This is a genomic window from Marinobacter sp. AL4B (assembly GCF_019916045.1).
Taxonomy (GTDB): domain Bacteria; phylum Pseudomonadota; class Gammaproteobacteria; order Pseudomonadales; family Oleiphilaceae; genus Marinobacter.
The window spans coordinates 326,213-341,619 of the sequence record NZ_JAILWZ010000011.1 but is presented as its reverse complement, the minus strand read 5'-3'; the positions used below and the strand labels follow the sequence as shown (position 1 = coordinate 341,619).

The window sequence follows — 15,407 nt, the reverse complement described above, 5'->3', positions numbered from 1 at the left end:
TCTGTCACTAACCTCTACAGAGTAGCTTCGAACCTCTGTTTGCGTCCATTTAAATTGCCAATTTAGCTGGTCCGGTCACAGGGTTATTTGTTGTCTCGGTAATACCGGAATATTTCTGACAGCGATCTTTTTGGCGTGAAGTTGAATTCTTTGGTAAAGGTGCGGCCATCAATCACAACCGGGTATTTAAAGAACGCCAACAGATAGTGCGGGAAACTGCGGAGGCGCAGAATTTTTGCGATGGTTTTAGGCAGAACCGGTGGGACCGAAACGATAGGAATGCGCGTGCAACCACAAAGTTTTAAAGCCTGTTGATAGGCAACCCAGTCGTGAGGCGCCACGTTAAATACGCCTTTGGTTGTTTTCTGCCAAGCTATTGTAATCGCATCCGCCATATCGTCGATGTGGATGAATTGCATCATCGGAGAGAAGCCTGCCAGAACCGGCGTGGCCTTGCTGCTCAGCAGACGGCTCATCGTATTGCGTACACCGGGCCCAACGATGTTGCAGGCTCGCAAAATGGTGACATTCAGTTCCGGGTAGCGCCACAAATACAGATTGGCGAGGTTCTCCAGCTCCACTGAATCAATCAGATCGGCACTTAGGCCGGCACTTTTTAGCGGTGCGCATTCATCGATCAGTGCCGGGTTATATGCAACCGCGCCGTACACGTGATAGGTGGACAGAACGATTACCCGTTTAATGCCGTATTTTTGGGACAGATCAAGCAGTTTCTGAGTGCCCAAAACATTGGCGTTGTACCGACGCATGCGGGTGAGTTCGCTGGACTGCACACGGCCCAAGTGAATAACGCCATCGAACGGGTACCGACGGAACAGGTCTTCAAACACGCGTTTGTTGAAGTCAATGCAGAAACTGGGGATCGAATCACCCAAATCGACCTTTTCGCGGAAATCCACTGCGACGATATCGCAGGTGGTGCTCAATCGTTTGATGACTTGCTGGGCGAGTGCACCGGCGGCGCCTGTCACTAGAATTTTTGGCCTGGATTTCTTTGTCATCAGAACAACCTTTTTCTCTCGGTCAGGCCTTTATTAATGAGACGGTTAACCTCTGATTTAACCGCTTCAACCCGTTCGGTGATTTGTTCTTCCGGAATTTCGTTGCTGTCAAAATACATGGGCTTTCCGAAATTAAGATGTACTTTCGCGGGAAAAATGAAGGGCAGGGCTACTGGAGCGTAAGGCACACCCAGCGCGCTCGCGAGCGGTTTAATGTTGGCAATGGCCGGGATTGTCTCCTCGCACCCAACCACGCCGACCGGCACGATGGGCGCGTTGTACTTCATCGCCAGGTGCATGAAGCCGTTACCAAAGCGCTGGAGTTGGTAGCGATCCTTGTAGAGTTTCCCAGACCCGCGGACACCTTCCGGGAACACAATAATCGCTTCGTCGTTTTCAAGCATTTTGGCGCAATTGATTGGGTCGCCAAGAACAGCGCCGACTTCATTTAACATATTGCCAAGCCATGGCACGGTTGGGAAAAATCGTTCAATCATTGCTCTTGGCAAGCGCGGGTTCACCTCTCGATTTGCAAGCGCATGGCCAACGAGGATGCCATCCAGGGGAAGCTGGCCAGAGTGGTTGCCTATGATCAATACTGGGCCTTCGGCGGGTATGTTTTCGATGCCGCTGGTTTCTACACGAAAATATTTTTCATAAAGATGCCGGGTAAGGTTCATCCCGAATTTGACCGCTTCCTTGTTATAGCCCCACGGGTCATATCCCAAGGTTCCAATCGGTTTTTTGATACGATCAATTTGGCTTTCTACTTCAGACGAAGCCAATTTAGATTTGATAAAAGACGCCAGGCCCATACCTGCTCCTTGTTTGAATCCCGGTGCATGCTGGGATTATCAATTATCCACGCTCAATCAATACGCCCAGTGTGTGGCTCTGACCGGTATTTAATACTCGATAGTCGCCAGCCGCATTGGCTGTTTCGACACATAGCATGTTTCGCCAGCCAGTCTCAGGGAAGTCGGAAAGCCGCCGGGATTTTTCAGGCCCCGGATTCCACACGACGGTGGAATCACTGCCAAAACCGATGAGCTTGGTTCGCTGCTCGGGCGTTGTCGCAATCAGCACCTCGCCGGTTTCATAAATGCGGTCGGTTTCTCCCTCAAAATAAACGGGTCCGTCCTGCGTTGCGTAATTCCAGTCTTTCAAAGTATCGATGTACTGGCTGTTGCCCAGGCCGAGAAGCCGAGTGTTGGTGATGTCCGAGGTGGGTAGGTAGGTATGCAAGGCCTGGCTTAAGGCTAAAGGTTCTTGGGCAAGGTTGGTTGTTGTGAGAGCGATTTGGCAGCCTCGAATTGAAAAGTGGAATGTAATCAGAGCCAAGGCGCGGCCCTCCCACTCCTTGGAAAATTCATTAGCTGTATTCAAGGAAAGGCTGATTTCCACTTCGTGAGCGCTCTCGCTGACACTTTCCAGTTGCCACAAAGTTGTGCGCGCAAAACCGTGTGCTGACGGCGTCTTAATGTGGTTTCGGATTGCCGGCGGATTTTTCGCCGGGTCGCCAAACCAGGGCCAGCAAACGGGGATGCCGCCTCTAATAGCCCGCCCTGGCTGGAATCGTGCGAAATCGCTGAGCCAGAGCCAGTTGTTCTCGTTGGGATCGGAGAAGTGCACCAAGTGGGCACCCTGCAGGGTGATAGCTGCTTTAAACAAAGGATGATGTACTTCCACAGCTTCCAATTGGCCGATGGTTTTCCAGCGAGTAAAAGACCATTGACCGGGTGCCAAAGACGTTGAGGGTTTGTCGCTGCGTTCAGACATGCTGGTGCCGTTTGTTTAGGTGCATTTGCGTACTATCAGGTTAAAATAAAAGCGCCAATTCGGCGACTTTAGTCATACACTATCTCAAATTGCTGGAGCGCTGTTAATGGACTCAGAGAAGACAAAGGGTGTTGTAGTACCGCTGATCGAGCCTAGGCTTGAACGAGGCGGTGAAGTAATGGATCGGTTAGCCGGGGATGACCCAAAAAGCATCGGTGAGGCGCCTTCGACGCCCAATCTAGTGGGTGAGTCCTGGCTCGACGAGCTAGCTGATGGCCTTGCAGGTACAGGGTGGATTGAGTGTGACCTGAGCTTGCGCTTGCCCGCAGGGTTACTGGGCGAGTTGAAGCGTGAAGTAGAGATTCTCGATAAAACGGAAGCCATGACCCGGGCGGGTATAGGTCGAGGCTCCGATTTACTGAAAGACCGCGGTGTGCGGCGCGACAAGATTGTCTGGATGGATGGCGCCAGTGCACCCCAGACGGAGCTGTTCCGTTTTTTTGATCACGTTAGAGACGGTTTGAATCGCCGTTTGTTTTTGAGTTTGAAGCGGTATGAGGCGCATTACGCCACCTATCAACCGGGGGATTTCTATAAGCAACACGTGGACAGCTTCCAGGGGAGGGCCTCCAGGATGATTAGTTTGGTTCTCTATTTGAACGACAGCTGGGGGCTTGAAGACGGTGGGGAGTTGAGAGTGTTCGACGCTGAAAATCACGAGGTACCAGTAGGCTTGTTTAGGCCGGAAACCGGGCGTGCCGTGTTCTTCCTGAGCGAAACTGTCCCTCACGAGGTATTGCCGGCAAGGCGGACCCGATACAGCATTGCCTGCTGGTTTCGGCAAGACGAAGTGCCTTTGCCACTATAGGCGTTGTAGTCCCCGTAACTCTCTGATACTATTCGCGCCGCTTTCAGGGAAATCTTCTGAAACGCCGTTATGGTGGCCCCATTGGTGCCTCCGCAACATGAAACCGTGAACCCGGTCAGGCCCGGAAGGGAGCAGCCGAAGCGGTGGAATTGTGTGCCGGAGAATTGCTGGTGGGGTCACCCCCATTTCCTTCCTTGCTTTCCTAATCTTTCCAAATTTTTTGGCCTCTTAAGACCTGTTTGTCTGTTCTGCACTTGTGACCATGTTCGCAATTCAAGTCATGCTTGTGCGTTAAGCTGATTTTGCTTGATATGTTGCATTCTGAACTAAAACAATAAAACAGGTGACGAAATGAAACGTTCAAATCGGAAGCTGGCTGTTGTGGCCGGTGCTTTTGCTATTGGTTTGTCTTCGCAATCTGCGTCTGCCGGATGGTTCGATTGGCTGTTCGGGAAAACCGCGGATACATACACCCAAACGGAACACCCAATTGTGTTGGTGCATGGGTTGTCCGGCTTTAACAAGCTGTTGGGTTTTGTTGAATACTTTAACGGTGTTCCTGAAGCGCTGACAGAAAGCGGTGCTGAAGTGTTCGTGCCGCAAGTGTCGGCAGCAAATTCGACGGAAGTGCGTGGTGAGCAACTGCTTGCGCAGATTGAAGAATATGTGGCGGTGACAGGGGCAGATAAGGTGCACCTAATCGGCCACAGTCATGGCGGCCCTACCATCCGCTATGTTGCCGGTATTCGGCCTGACCTCGTGGCGTCTGTTTCCAGTGTCGGCGGTGTAAACTGGGGCACTCCGGTTGCCGATTTAGCCAATAATGGCGCGCTGGACGGCCTTGGCAACTTCTTTTTTGGTTTGATTGACACCTTCTCCGGTGGCGGTGGCCTCCCTCAGGATACGGGTGCAGCGATCGCTTCTCTCAGTACAGACGGTTCGCTCGCGTTTAACGCGCAATTCCCTGCCGGCCTACCTTCAACATACTGCGGTAGCGACGGTGAAGAGATCGTCAATGGTGTGCGCTACTACTCTTGGGGTGGTAATAAAGTGTGGACCAACGTTCTGGATGCCAGCGATGCATTGTTGCTGACGCTGAAGCCAGCGTTTGACGAGCCGACCGACGGGCTGGTGCCAGCCTGCAGCATGAAAGTCGGAAAGGTACTTGGGGTTGATTATGCTCACAACCATCTTGATCAAGTGAATCAGTTGTTTGGATTGGTCGGGCGCAATGCCGCCGATCCGGTGCAGCTGTATCGGCAGCAGGCCAATCGTCTAAAGAATCTGGGGCTCTGATACGGTCTTATTGCTGGGCGGGCCGGTAGGGCTCGCCCTAGAGGTGGTTCATGAGTAAGCGTTACATCGTTGTTTGTTTTGGTGTACTGCTCTTTATCGTGTCGTGTACTGGTTTGTTCTATTGGTACGCTGATGCGGGTTTTAGCGAAGGCGTACCCACAGCTTCCGTTGACCAAGACCCATTTGTTGCCAAATATGTTGGGCGCGCTGTCTCTGCTTTGAAGGAGCAAGATAAAGCGCAAGAGTTGCCTGCGTTGCCACGAGATGAACGCGTTTCTGATGTTGAAGTTGATGGCGCGGTTCGTCTCGACATGAACCGGAACTTGGTGCTTGATCGGCAACTCCGTCGTTTTCTTGATTTCTTTATAGGTTTGGCGCCCGAGCGTGAGCAAGAGCCCGCCATGAAGCATCGTGTCCAAGCTGTTATGGAAGCGAAGGGCGTTCCTGGATCGGTGCAACGAGAAGTGCTCGATATTCTTGATCAGTATCTGGCTTATCGGGAGGCGTCCGAGGAAATGGATCTTCAGACAGAGCCTGGTTCGATGGATATTGTTGCTGCTTTTGAGACGGTGTATCAGCTGCGTCGAGAATATCTGGGGCCGGACGTTGCTGAAGGCTTTTACGGTGCGGAGGAACGTCGTTTGCGATTGGCTCTCGATCGTCAGCGTGTGATGTCGGATGAACGTTTAAGTGCTGCTGAAAAGAGTAGGGCGTTGGTGCAGATTGACCAAAGCCTGCCCGAGCATGTTCGGAAATCGAAAGAAACCTCACAAACAGTGGTTAGCACGGTTCAACAAGTTCAGGCGCTGCGACAATCGGGTGCAAATGAGGCAGAGATTCGTGAGTTGCGGTTACAGCAATACGGCGCCGAAGCAACTGCCAGGCTTGAAAAGGTAGATAGGGAGCAGCGGCAATGGCGGGAGCGGCTTACTGACTACCAGCGGCGGAAGCAGGCAGTCATGCAAAGTGAAGGTTTGGCGCCGCAAGATCGTAACGAGGCGCTTAAGTTATTGAGGGAGTCGATGTTTGAAGGGCATGAATTGCGCCGTATTCGTGCTTTGGACAAGATAGCCGAAACGGCGGGCTAGCCTGATCATCCTTCTTCTGGCAACGGGTCCATGGTATTGTTAAGCCCTGATTTCAGAGCAATTGGCGAATCATGAGCTACCAGGTTTTAGCCCGAAAATGGCGCCCCCGTACCTTCGAAGATATGGTGGGGCAAGAGCATGTGCTTCAGGCACTTGTACACGCGTTGGAGCACCAGCGGCTTCATCATGCCTATCTATTTACCGGCACCCGTGGTGTTGGTAAAACCACCATTGGTCGTTTGCTGGCCCGTTGCCTGAATTGCGAAACGGGTATTACGGCAAACCCTTGCGGTGAATGTGGCAGTTGTAAAGAGATCCTGGACGGACGGTTCGTCGATCTTATCGAGATTGACGCTGCGTCCCGTACCGGGGTGGACGACATGCGCGAGTTGACCGATAACGTGCAGTATTCACCCACGCGTGGCCGCTACAAAGTGTACCTCATTGATGAGGTTCACATGCTCACCAACCAATCGTTCAACGCCTTCCTGAAAACATTGGAAGAGCCACCCGAGCACGTAAAATTCCTGCTCGCGACAACCGATCCCCAAAAATTGCCGGTTACCGTGTTGTCGCGGTGCCTGCAGTTTAATCTCAAGCGTATGACCCCAGAGCACATCGTGGGGCATTTGCAGAAGGTTTTGGCTGAAGAGCAAATTCCCTTTGAAGATTCGGCATTATGGCTTTTGGCTCGAGCCGCGGACGGGAGTATGCGTGACGCATTGAGCCTGACCGATCAGGCGATTGCGTTTGGTAACCAGAAGTTGGCCGCCAGTGACGTCAGTACCATGCTGGGTACCATCGACCAGCAAGACATCGAGCGCATTGTCGGTGCACTGGTCGAACGGGACGGTCCTGGATTGCTGGCTGAAATCAGTCGTATTTCTGACTTCGCGCCGGATTATGACGTTATCCTGGCGGACCTGTTGTCGTTGTTCCATCGTGTCACCATGGAACAGGTGGTGCCGGGTAGCGCTGACAATGCGATGGGTGATGCCGCCCAAGCTCAGGCGTTGGCGCGCAAGCTCAGTGCGGAAGACGCGCAGCTGTTCTATCAAACCGCGCTGATGGGTCGAAAGGATCTCGCCATTACTCCCGATGCTCGTATGGGGTTTGAAATGACGCTGCTGCGCATGTTGGCCTTCCGCCCAGGGGCTGATCGGAAAGCCCCGCCTGGCATTTCCGCAAGCGGCAGTGAAAGCGCGGGGCGCGCAGAGCCCGAACCGGAGCCTGCCCGAGCACAGCCTGTAGCTCTGGAAGCACCTGAACCAAAGCCTGACACGACCGAGGTGGCAGCATCCGCACCAGAGCCTGCTCCTCACACTGAGCCGGTTATAGAGCAGGCTCCGCCACCGGTTATGGACGATGCCCCGCCTTGGGACCCTGAGCCGAATGAGCCGGCATTCGCAACAGCCCCTCCGGAACCTGTACCTGCTGCCATTGCAGAGGAACACATTGCAGGTGGTGCAGAGTCAGAGCTGATGCCTGAAGAGGCGCAGCAAGCTGAACCGATACCGCAGCTTGGTCCCGAAAATACGAGTGTAGCGCCGACGATCGAGCTGGCGGCACCGGTCAGTGAGGATGGTTTTGTTTGGGAGCGTGACTATCGGTCTCTTGAGATTAATGGCATGCCCGGGAATCTGGCCAGCTACAGCGCCATGGAACGTGATGGTGAGACGGTTGTGTTAACACTGGAGGAAGGTCACGCGCGGCTTTTGAACGAACGGCACGAAGAAAAAATTCTTGCGGCCTTGAGATTGCGCTTTGGTGACGCCACACAATTGAAAGTGGTAGAAGGTGTTCCCGGCTTGCATACACCGGCTGCCTTTGAAGAGCGGCAGCGAGTGGCCCGCCTGAAGTCAGCCGTAGAGTCGATTCGCAAAGACCCGCTGGTACAGAACATTGTTGAACGGTTTGAAGGGCGGGTTGTCGAAGACAGCATCCGCCCCATAGAAACAGGTAGGAGATAATCGAATGATGAATAATATGGGCGATCTGATGAAAAAGGCCCAGCAGATGCAAGAGCAGATGCAAAAGGCCCAGGAAGAAGCTGCCAAAGCGGAAGTGACTGGCGAGTCCGGTGCAGGCATGGTCAAAGTGACTATGAATGGCCGTCACGATGTTCGAAAGGTCGACATTGATCCTTCCTTGCTGTCTGAAGACAAGGAAATTCTGGAAGATCTTCTGGCTGCTGCGGTTAATGACGCCGTTCGCCGGGTTGACGCAAACCAGAAAGACAAAATGTCCGGCATGATGTCGGGTATGGGGATGCCGCCAGGGTTCAAAATGCCGTTCTAACTCAGAGCGGTCTAGTTGTTGTTTGAGGAGTATTCATGGCATTCAGCCCCATGGTTGATGAATTGGTCGAGTCCCTTCGCTGTTTGCCCGGGGTAGGCCAAAAGACCGCGCAGCGTATGGCGTTCCATTTGCTTGAGCGTGGTCGATCGGGCGGCGTTCGTTTAGCCGGTGCTTTGAATCAGGCAATGGACAACGTTCGCCGTTGTAACAGCTGTCAGAATTTCTCGGATACTGAAATCTGTCAGCTTTGCGCCAAGCCTGAGCGCCGCACCGGAACCCTGTGTGTGGTTGAAAGCCCCTCAGACTTGTTGGCAATAGAGCAGGCGGGTGATTATCGCGGAAGTTATTTTGTGCTCATGGGCCATTTGTCACCCATCGACGGAGTTGGCCCAGAAGAAATCGGAATTGAGCGCCTGTTGCTGAGGATTCGCGAGGAAGGGGTGACTGAACTGATATTGGCCACCAACCCGACTGTGGAAGGTGAAGCCACTGCTCATTACATTGCTGACCGTCTGGATGGTCAGGACATTTTGATTACCCGTCTCGCACACGGTATACCGGTTGGCGGCGAACTGGGTTATGTCGATGGCTTTACCCTCACGCATGCCTTCCGGGGCCGTAAACCCCTCTCAGAATAGTTTCAGGTTAATTTATGAGTCATAGCCATACGGCCTTAACGGTTCCGCCAGCGCCGGAAACCATTCGCTGGCTGGAAACCCCGGAACAGCTCGACCAGTGGCTGGCCAGTCTGCCTAACGGCTGTCCAGTCGCGCTCGATACCGAGTTCGAGCGGGTTTCTACCTTTTACCCAATACCTGGTTTGGTTCAGTTGGGTGGAGGTGGGGATTTTTGGCTCGTTGAGCCGCATGTGGCGGAGGCCTCAACCCAATTCCGGCAAATGCTGTCAGACGGCGAGCGTTCGAAGTTGTTTTACGCCATGAGCGAGGACCTCGAGCTGTTTCGGCATTGGCTGCAGGTGGCACCGAAAGGCCTTCGAGATCTGCAAATTGGCGCTGCGCTGGCAGGGGCGGGCTTCTCTTTAGGCTATGCACGTTTGGTTGAAACTCTGTTTGGAGAAACTCTGGATAAGTCAGTCACCCGATCAGACTGGTTATCGCGACCACTGTCGCCTGAGCAAGAACGCTACGCGGTAGACGACATTCGGTACCTGGAGCCACTGGCGAACTGGGTGACCGCCCAGCTGAAAGAGCGCAATTTGGAGCACGCCTTGACCGAAGAGTCTCGCCGCTTTGCAGACGAAGCCGCTGCACCTGAGAGTGTTGACCGGCATTATCTCAAGCTTCGTGGTGGTTGGACGTTGGCGCTGGCCCAGCAAGCCGTGCTTCAACGTTTGGCCGCATGGCGTGAGCAGGAATGCCATAAGGTGGATCGGCCCAGAAACCGGGTGTTAAGTGATGCACTGTTACTGGCCATCGCGGAGCGAAGCCCCAACTCGTTGAGCGAGCTGAACGACATTCAAGGTGTCCCGGGTGGGATTGTTAAGCGGTACGGCGAACACTTGCTGGAACTCGTTCGTGCGGGCAAAAATGCCAACACTTCTGATTTCGAACCCATCCAAAGACCGCTCACACGAGATCAGCAAACACTTTATAAAAGTGTTAAAAAATGCTTCAAAAAAGTTGCGGAACAGCATGATATTCCAATAGAAATTATGGCGCCTAGAAAACGTATTGAGAAAGTGATTCAAGACCAGTCGCTGCAGGGGCAAGCTTTTTTCGAAGGCTGGCGCGCAAGACTGTTAGGGTCCGTCGTCAGAGAAATTGAGGAACTTGTAAAACCATGACCACCCGTGAATTTGTATCGGTATTTCGCAGTACCAAAAAAACGGATACCTACATTTATGTCCGTCGAGGTCATGATTGGCAAGAGCTTCCCGAAGCCCTCCGTTCGATTTTCGGCCAGCCCGCCCATGCCATGGATTTGCTGCTGACACCGGATAAACAGTTAGCCCGGACAACGGGTAAAGAGGTGTTGAATGCGTTGGAAGAGAAAGGTTTTTTCTTGCAGATGCCCGAAGAGCAGGACACCTACATTGTCGATTTCAAGCGCAAGGTAGAGCAGCATAAAAAATGAGTGCTCAGATTCCATTCTGGCAGCGTAAGCACCTTGATGAAATGACCCCGTCAGAGTGGGAGTCTTTGTGTGATGGCTGTGGCCAATGTTGTCTCCAGAAGCTTGAAGATGAAGAAACCGGAGACGTTTACCACACCGACTTGGTCTGTCGGTGTATGAACATCGAAAGCGGCCACTGCACGGTCTATTCTCATAGATCGGACGTGGTTCCGGAATGCACGGTACTAACGCCAGACACTGTTGGCGATTATGCATGGCTACCCCATACTTGTGCCTATCGAACGCTCGCCGAAGGGCGACCACTAGCCGATTGGCATCCGCTACGGTCGGGTGACCCGGCTTCCGTGCGCAAGGCTGGGTTATCCATTCAAGGCAGAGTGACCTCCGAAAGCGATGTGCCGGAAGAGGAATGGGAAGAACATATAATTCACTGGATTCTCTAATGATTGATGCAGATGCTTCTATGGCTTACGCCATTTTCTGGGGCGCATACGCCGTGGCTTTCGTCGTGCTGTTTTTTATGATGAAAGCGTTGTTTCGGTTTTTGCCATTTTATGGTTTTCGCACACTCTTGCTGGCGGCTCTAACCGTTTTGGTGCTTACGCCGGTTGAATCGCCAGACCTTGCAGGATGGTGGATTCCTGCATGGCTCTATGCAGGCTACGAACTGATTCTTGGGGATATAGATGCCGCGGGTGTTGCGCTGTTTAACTTTGGATTGGCGGCTGCGGTGACGCTGTTGGTTTGGATGCTTGATCTGGTCCGATACCGACTCGTACACAAATAACTCTGGCAACTATCCAAAATAACTGGTGGACGACCCGTGATACGTAATCGAATAACCAGGCTGTTTGCAGTCGTTTTTCTTGTTTTGATGCCATGGCAGGTGTCCGCAGCTGAAACAGCCGCTGGTTCACCGCCTATCGATGTTCGGCTTGTTGTCGATATTTCCGGATCGATGAAAGAAACCGATCCGGATAACCTTCGGCGTCCAGCCGTCAGATTGCTGGCCGGGTTGCTTCCAGACGGGGCGGGTGCCGGTGTATGGACTTTCGGTCAGTACGTGAACATGTTGGTACCCCATGATTCGGTTGATCAAGCTTGGCGGGGCACAGCGGTTGAGCGATCAAAGCAGATTAATTCCGTCGCTTTACATACCAATTTAGGGCTAGCGATTGAAAAGGCCAGTAATGACTGGTTGTCGGGAGGAACCCTCGAACACACGCATCTGATTCTCTTGAGCGACGGTAAGGTCGATATCCCGAATGGCGAGGCGGCCAGCCGCGTTGAGGAGAAGCGGATTCTCCAATCTATGTTACCGGAGTTGAAGGCAAAAGGATTAACCGTCCACACGGTGGGCTTGTCGGAGTTTGCCGATGTTTCTTTTCTTCGCACTTTGGCCGATGAAACCGGTGGCACGTTCCGGTTGGCGCGTTCGGCTGAGGCTCTGAATCTGGCATTTGCCGATGCTTTGAATGCTGCAGCCCCACAGTCGCAACTTCCTATTGAGGGAAATCAGTTTTCAGTTGATGAAGGGGTCGAAGAGTTTACCGCACTCATCTTTACTGGCGGGCCATCTTCGGAGCAGAGTCAGCTTCGGTTGGCTCAGCCGGGTGGCGAACTGTTCACCGTTTCAGAAGCACCGGATAGCGTTCGCTGGTTGGCCGAGCCGGGATACGACCTAATTACAGTGACCGACCCTCAAGCGGGCAATTGGGAGATTGACGGGGACTTGGGGCAGGGTAGTCGCGTTACCGTGGTTAGCAATCTGAGAATGGTCGTCAGCCCGATTCCGTCGCAGTTCAGCACGGATGAACCGTTAGAGATTGAAGTTGCTTTTTATGAAGACAACGAGCCGTTGAAAGATCCTGGCTTCCTGGATGTGATGGAAGTGACGCTTTCGCTCAGTTCGGGTAGTGAGCGAAAGGGGTCTAAAGTACTTTCCGATGGAGCTCCCCCGGAAGACGGCGTTTACCGCGAATCACTGAAACAGTTGTCCAAATCGGGAGTTTATCGGGTTGAAGTCGTTGCCGATGGTGGAACCTTTGCCCGTAAATTCAGCGCTGAAACCAGTTTTGTTGTCCCGGGTGAAGAGCCGCCCGTTGCGGTAGTCTCAGAGCCCTTGGTTCCAGACTTGAGTCAGCCGTTGGAACCCTTAGCTCTCAATGGCGAGCAAATGGCAGATGCGACCATTCCTGATAATGACGCAGCTCCCGAGCCCGAGCCTGAACTAACGACCGAATCGGAGCCAGCTGCCGAGCCTGCCGTACAAAATGAAGCGGTGGTCGTTAGCGAGCCTCTGCCGGAGCCGGTTGAACCGAAAACACCAGTAGCCGAAGGCCAACCGATTCACGAGCCCGGGAAAGGTACCTTGTGGGGTATTCCAGTTTGGGTGCTGGGTGCAATCGCCGCCCTGATCGTTATCATTGTTGGGTTTGTAATATTTGCGGTGCGCCGCAAGCAAGAGAAAGACGAGCCAGAAGAAACGTTGCCGGTTCTTGAGGAAACTGTGCCAGAGCCAGAGCCAGAAGAGGTACCTGAGTTGGTACCAGAGGCCGAAATTGAAGCAGAAGAGCAGATTCCCGAAGTCACTGAGACAATCGACCCTGAGCCGAAGTTATACAAGGACGAATTGGAGGAATTTGGTTTAGAGGATTTTGATCTGTCAGAATTCGATGATCTGCCTGAAGACAAAACCAAAAAAGATTAAGTTTTAAAGTAACTAACAGGAATTAGACCCATGAAGTTTACCGGTACCGAAAAATACGTAGCCACCGACGACCTGCAAATGGCCGTTAACGCAGCCATCGCGCTTCAGCGCCCATTGCTGATTAAAGGCGAGCCCGGCACCGGCAAAACCTTGTTGGCGGAAGAAATGGCAGCCTCTCTGGGCATGAAGCTGATTCCGTGGCACATCAAGTCAACCACCAAAGCCCAGCAGGGCCTGTACGAGTACGATGCGGTATCCCGCCTGCGTGATTCCCAGCTCGGCGATGAGAAGGTGAAAGACATCCGCAACTACATCGTTAAAGGTAAGTTGTGGGAAGCCTTCGAGTCTGACGAGCAAGTGATCCTGCTGATCGATGAAATCGACAAGGCCGACATTGAGTTCCCGAACGACCTGTTGCTAGAACTCGACCGTATGGAGTTCTTTGTTTACGAAACCCAGGAATTCGTTAAAGCCAAGAAGCGCCCGATCATCGTGATCACCAGTAACAACGAAAAAGAGCTGCCGGATGCGTTCTTGCGCCGTTGCTTCTTCCATTACATCAGCTTCCCGGACCACGACACCATGAAAGACATCGTGGATGTTCATTTCCCGGGCTTGCAGCAGCAAGTAGTGCGCGATGCTTTGGAAGTCTTTTTCGATGTTCGCAAAGTGCCCGGCCTGAAGAAAAAGCCGTCCACATCAGAGCTGATCGACTGGCTGAAACTACTGATGGCCGATGAACTGTCCGCCAAAGCGCTGCAGGAAAAAGACAGCAGCTCTGCATTGCCACCGCTCTACGGCGCGCTGGTGAAAAACGAGCAAGACGTTCATTTGCTGCAGAGACTGGCGTTTATGGCGCGCCGTCGCAACTGATTGCTGGCAAGAGCATCGCTTTATGTTGATTGATTTTTTTCTCGAAATCCGCCGCGCGAAAGTACCGGCCAGCCTGCGGGAATTTCTGGATCTGCTGGAAGCTATCCAGCAGCGTCTGGCGTTTGCCGATATGGAAGAGTTCTATTATCTCGCCCGTGTTTGCCTGGTTAAGGATGAACGGCATTTCGACAAGTTTGACCGGGCGTTCAAAGCCTACTTCGATGGCATCGAAAACCTCGACGACTTGCTCGAGGCATTGATTCCCGATGAGTGGCTGAGAGCCGAGTTCGAAAAGCACTTAAGCGAAGAAGAAAAGGCTAAGATCGAGTCGCTCGGCGGCCTTGAAGAGCTGATCGAAACCTTCAAAAAACGCATGGAAGAGCAGAAAGAGCGCCATGCGGGTGGTAACAAGTGGGTTGGCACCGGCGGTACATCGCCTTTTGGGGCCAACGGTTACAACCCGGAAGGTTTTCGTATCGGCCAGAAGGATGGTCGCCAAGGAAGGGCGGTGAAGGTTTGGGAGAAGCGGGACTACAAAGATCTGGACGACAGCATCACTTTGGGGCTTCGCAACATCAAAGTTGCCTTGCGCCGCTTGCGAAAATTTGCGCGCCAGGGGGCGGCCGATCAGCTCGATCTTGATGACACCATTCGGTCAACGGCCCGAAATGCCGGTTACTTGGATCTTAAAATGGTGCCGGAACGGCACAATGCTGTGAAGGTCCTGATCTTTTTCGATGTGGGCGGTTCCATGGACCCGCACATCCGCGTGTGTGAAGAGCTGTTCTCAGCGGCCAGGCTTGAGTTCAAGCACATGGAATATTTTTACTTCCACAACTTCATTTATGAAAGTGTATGGAAGAACAATATTCGCCGCATGAATGAAACCACCAGCACTTGGGATATTCTTCATAAATACACGCCGGACTACAAAGTGATCTTTGTAGGTGATGCCACGATGGCGCCTTATGAAGTGACGCACCCGGGTGGGTCAATCGAGCACTGGAATGAAGAGGCCGGCGCTACCTGGATGCAGCGTGTGACCGAGCATTTTCACAAAGTGGTTTGGTTGAACCCGTTGCCGGAAAGCTATTGGGGTACCGGGGGTTCCTTGGGAGTCACTCGGCAGTTGGTGAACGATCATATGTTCCCGCTGACCATCGAAGGCCTCGAGTCGGCCATGAAACAACTGACCAAGTAGCGTTTCGATCGCCCATAAAAAAGCCGATGCATATTGCAGCATCGGCAAAGCTCGGCATATTCAAGCGGGTGCAGCCTTGTGGCGCGCCCGCCTGTTTAACGTAAGCAGAGATTAGGCCAGCGTTCCTTTATACATATAAAAATCAATAGCTTGATCTTCCTTCCTGCCTTTCATTGTT

16 protein-coding genes and 1 other RNA gene are annotated in these 15,407 nt (G+C 52.8%); 14 read left to right on the top strand and 3 right to left on the bottom strand.

Going from position 1 to position 15,407, the window contains the following annotated elements; all coding sequences use genetic code 11:
- Positions 1–83 precede the first annotated feature (83 nt).
- The 3 genes from K5L82_RS05735 to K5L82_RS05725 are packed head-to-tail and all read right to left on the bottom strand — an operon-like array spanning position 84 to position 2,801.
- Entirely contained in the window at positions 84–1,022 is a 939-nt protein-coding gene (locus K5L82_RS05735; RefSeq protein WP_223133494.1) for an SDR family oxidoreductase, read from the bottom strand.
- The gene (locus tag K5L82_RS05730; protein WP_223133493.1) at positions 1,022–1,837 is read right to left on the bottom strand and encodes a lysophospholipid acyltransferase family protein; all 816 of its coding nucleotides are present in this window, start codon (positions 1,835–1,837) and stop codon (positions 1,022–1,024) included. The genes K5L82_RS05735 and K5L82_RS05730 overlap by 1 nt, the downstream gene beginning before the upstream one ends.
- Positions 1,838–1,880: 43 nt before the next feature.
- On the bottom strand, positions 1,881–2,801 hold the full coding sequence (locus tag K5L82_RS05725) for a D-hexose-6-phosphate mutarotase (protein ID WP_223133492.1): 921 nt from the start codon (positions 2,799–2,801) through the stop codon (positions 1,881–1,883).
- A 106-nt stretch (positions 2,802–2,907) separates the two neighbouring features.
- Between K5L82_RS05725 and K5L82_RS05720 the strand changes: the two genes are divergently transcribed.
- The 14 genes from K5L82_RS05720 to K5L82_RS05655 all read left to right on the top strand — a co-directional run bounded on the left by K5L82_RS05720 (position 2,908) and on the right by K5L82_RS05655 (position 15,229).
- Complete coding sequence (locus K5L82_RS05720; protein WP_228259056.1) at positions 2,908–3,669, top strand: 2OG-Fe(II) oxygenase; 762 nt, start codon at positions 2,908–2,910, stop codon at positions 3,667–3,669.
- 79 nt (positions 3,670–3,748) lie between these two features.
- Positions 3,749–3,845, top strand: an RNA gene (gene ffs, locus K5L82_RS05715) — signal recognition particle sRNA small type.
- A 175-nt stretch (positions 3,846–4,020) separates the two neighbouring features.
- Positions 4,021–4,965 (top strand): esterase/lipase family protein, encoded by a 945-nt coding sequence (locus K5L82_RS05710; RefSeq protein ID WP_223133491.1) that lies wholly within the window; start codon positions 4,021–4,023, stop codon positions 4,963–4,965.
- A gap of 50 nt (positions 4,966–5,015) precedes the next feature.
- Entirely contained in the window at positions 5,016–6,053 is a 1,038-nt protein-coding gene (locus K5L82_RS05705) for a lipase secretion chaperone (protein WP_223133490.1), read from the top strand.
- A 71-nt stretch (positions 6,054–6,124) separates the two neighbouring features.
- Positions 6,125–8,023: a DNA polymerase III subunit gamma/tau gene (gene dnaX, locus K5L82_RS05700; protein ID WP_223133489.1), complete on the top strand. Its 1,899-nt coding sequence runs from the start codon at positions 6,125–6,127 to the stop codon at positions 8,021–8,023.
- Between the two features lie 4 nt (positions 8,024–8,027).
- On the top strand, positions 8,028–8,351 hold the full coding sequence (locus K5L82_RS05695) for a YbaB/EbfC family nucleoid-associated protein (protein ID WP_133005687.1): 324 nt from the start codon (positions 8,028–8,030) through the stop codon (positions 8,349–8,351).
- A gap of 35 nt (positions 8,352–8,386) precedes the next feature.
- Positions 8,387–8,989, top strand: coding sequence for a recombination mediator RecR (gene recR, locus K5L82_RS05690; protein ID WP_133005686.1), 603 nt, complete (start codon positions 8,387–8,389; stop codon positions 8,987–8,989).
- A gap of 14 nt (positions 8,990–9,003) precedes the next feature.
- Positions 9,004–10,155, top strand: coding sequence for a ribonuclease D (locus tag K5L82_RS05685; protein ID WP_223133488.1), 1,152 nt, complete (start codon positions 9,004–9,006; stop codon positions 10,153–10,155).
- Positions 10,152–10,445 carry a YcgL domain-containing protein gene (locus tag K5L82_RS05680; protein WP_133005684.1) on the top strand — a complete coding sequence of 98 codons (294 nt, stop codon included), beginning with the start codon at positions 10,152–10,154 and terminating at the stop codon, positions 10,443–10,445. Before K5L82_RS05685 ends, K5L82_RS05680 begins: the two co-directional genes overlap by 4 nt.
- A complete protein-coding gene (locus K5L82_RS05675; RefSeq protein WP_133005683.1) occupies positions 10,442–10,888 on the top strand; it encodes a YcgN family cysteine cluster protein in 447 nt (148 codons plus the stop codon). Before K5L82_RS05680 ends, K5L82_RS05675 begins: the two co-directional genes overlap by 4 nt.
- Positions 10,888–11,232 carry a hypothetical protein gene (locus tag K5L82_RS05670; protein WP_133005682.1) on the top strand — a complete coding sequence of 115 codons (345 nt, stop codon included), beginning with the start codon at positions 10,888–10,890 and terminating at the stop codon, positions 11,230–11,232. The genes K5L82_RS05675 and K5L82_RS05670 overlap by 1 nt, the downstream gene beginning before the upstream one ends.
- A 36-nt stretch (positions 11,233–11,268) precedes the next feature.
- Positions 11,269–13,155 carry a VWA domain-containing protein gene (locus K5L82_RS05665; protein WP_316933368.1) on the top strand — a complete coding sequence of 629 codons (1,887 nt, stop codon included), beginning with the start codon at positions 11,269–11,271 and terminating at the stop codon, positions 13,153–13,155.
- Positions 13,156–13,185: 30 nt separating this feature from the next.
- On the top strand, positions 13,186–14,028 hold the full coding sequence (locus K5L82_RS05660) for an AAA family ATPase (RefSeq protein WP_114333626.1): 843 nt from the start codon (positions 13,186–13,188) through the stop codon (positions 14,026–14,028).
- A gap of 22 nt (positions 14,029–14,050) precedes the next feature.
- Positions 14,051–15,229, top strand: coding sequence for a vWA domain-containing protein (locus K5L82_RS05655; protein WP_223133487.1), 1,179 nt, complete (start codon positions 14,051–14,053; stop codon positions 15,227–15,229).
- The last annotated feature ends 178 nt before the right edge of the window (positions 15,230–15,407 follow it).

Excerpts from the sequence above, each read along its gene's own strand:
- dnaX (WP_223133489.1), top strand. The coding sequence starts at position 6,125 with ATGAGCTACCAGGTTTTAGCCCGAAAATGGCGCCCCCGTACCTTCGAA.
- K5L82_RS05695 (WP_133005687.1), top strand. The coding sequence starts at position 8,028 with ATGATGAATAATATGGGCGATCTGATGAAAAAGGCCCAGCAGATGCAA.
- K5L82_RS05655 (WP_223133487.1), top strand. The coding sequence starts at position 14,051 with ATGTTGATTGATTTTTTTCTCGAAATCCGCCGCGCGAAAGTACCGGCC.
- K5L82_RS05730 (WP_223133493.1), bottom strand. The coding sequence starts at position 1,837 with ATGGGCCTGGCGTCTTTTATCAAATCTAAATTGGCTTCGTCTGAAGTA.
- K5L82_RS05725 (WP_223133492.1), bottom strand. The coding sequence starts at position 2,801 with ATGTCTGAACGCAGCGACAAACCCTCAACGTCTTTGGCACCCGGTCAA.
- K5L82_RS05660 (WP_114333626.1), top strand. The coding sequence starts at position 13,186 with ATGAAGTTTACCGGTACCGAAAAATACGTAGCCACCGACGACCTGCAA.
- K5L82_RS05670 (WP_133005682.1), top strand. The coding sequence starts at position 10,888 with ATGATTGATGCAGATGCTTCTATGGCTTACGCCATTTTCTGGGGCGCA.
- K5L82_RS05680 (WP_133005684.1), top strand. The coding sequence starts at position 10,152 with ATGACCACCCGTGAATTTGTATCGGTATTTCGCAGTACCAAAAAAACG.
- K5L82_RS05685 (WP_223133488.1), top strand. The coding sequence starts at position 9,004 with ATGAGTCATAGCCATACGGCCTTAACGGTTCCGCCAGCGCCGGAAACC.
- K5L82_RS05735 (WP_223133494.1), bottom strand. The coding sequence starts at position 1,022 with ATGACAAAGAAATCCAGGCCAAAAATTCTAGTGACAGGCGCCGCCGGT.
- K5L82_RS05675 (WP_133005683.1), top strand. The coding sequence starts at position 10,442 with ATGAGTGCTCAGATTCCATTCTGGCAGCGTAAGCACCTTGATGAAATG.
- K5L82_RS05705 (WP_223133490.1), top strand. The coding sequence starts at position 5,016 with ATGAGTAAGCGTTACATCGTTGTTTGTTTTGGTGTACTGCTCTTTATC.
- K5L82_RS05710 (WP_223133491.1), top strand. The coding sequence starts at position 4,021 with ATGAAACGTTCAAATCGGAAGCTGGCTGTTGTGGCCGGTGCTTTTGCT.
- K5L82_RS05720 (WP_228259056.1), top strand. The coding sequence starts at position 2,908 with ATGGACTCAGAGAAGACAAAGGGTGTTGTAGTACCGCTGATCGAGCCT.
- recR (WP_133005686.1), top strand. The coding sequence starts at position 8,387 with ATGGCATTCAGCCCCATGGTTGATGAATTGGTCGAGTCCCTTCGCTGT.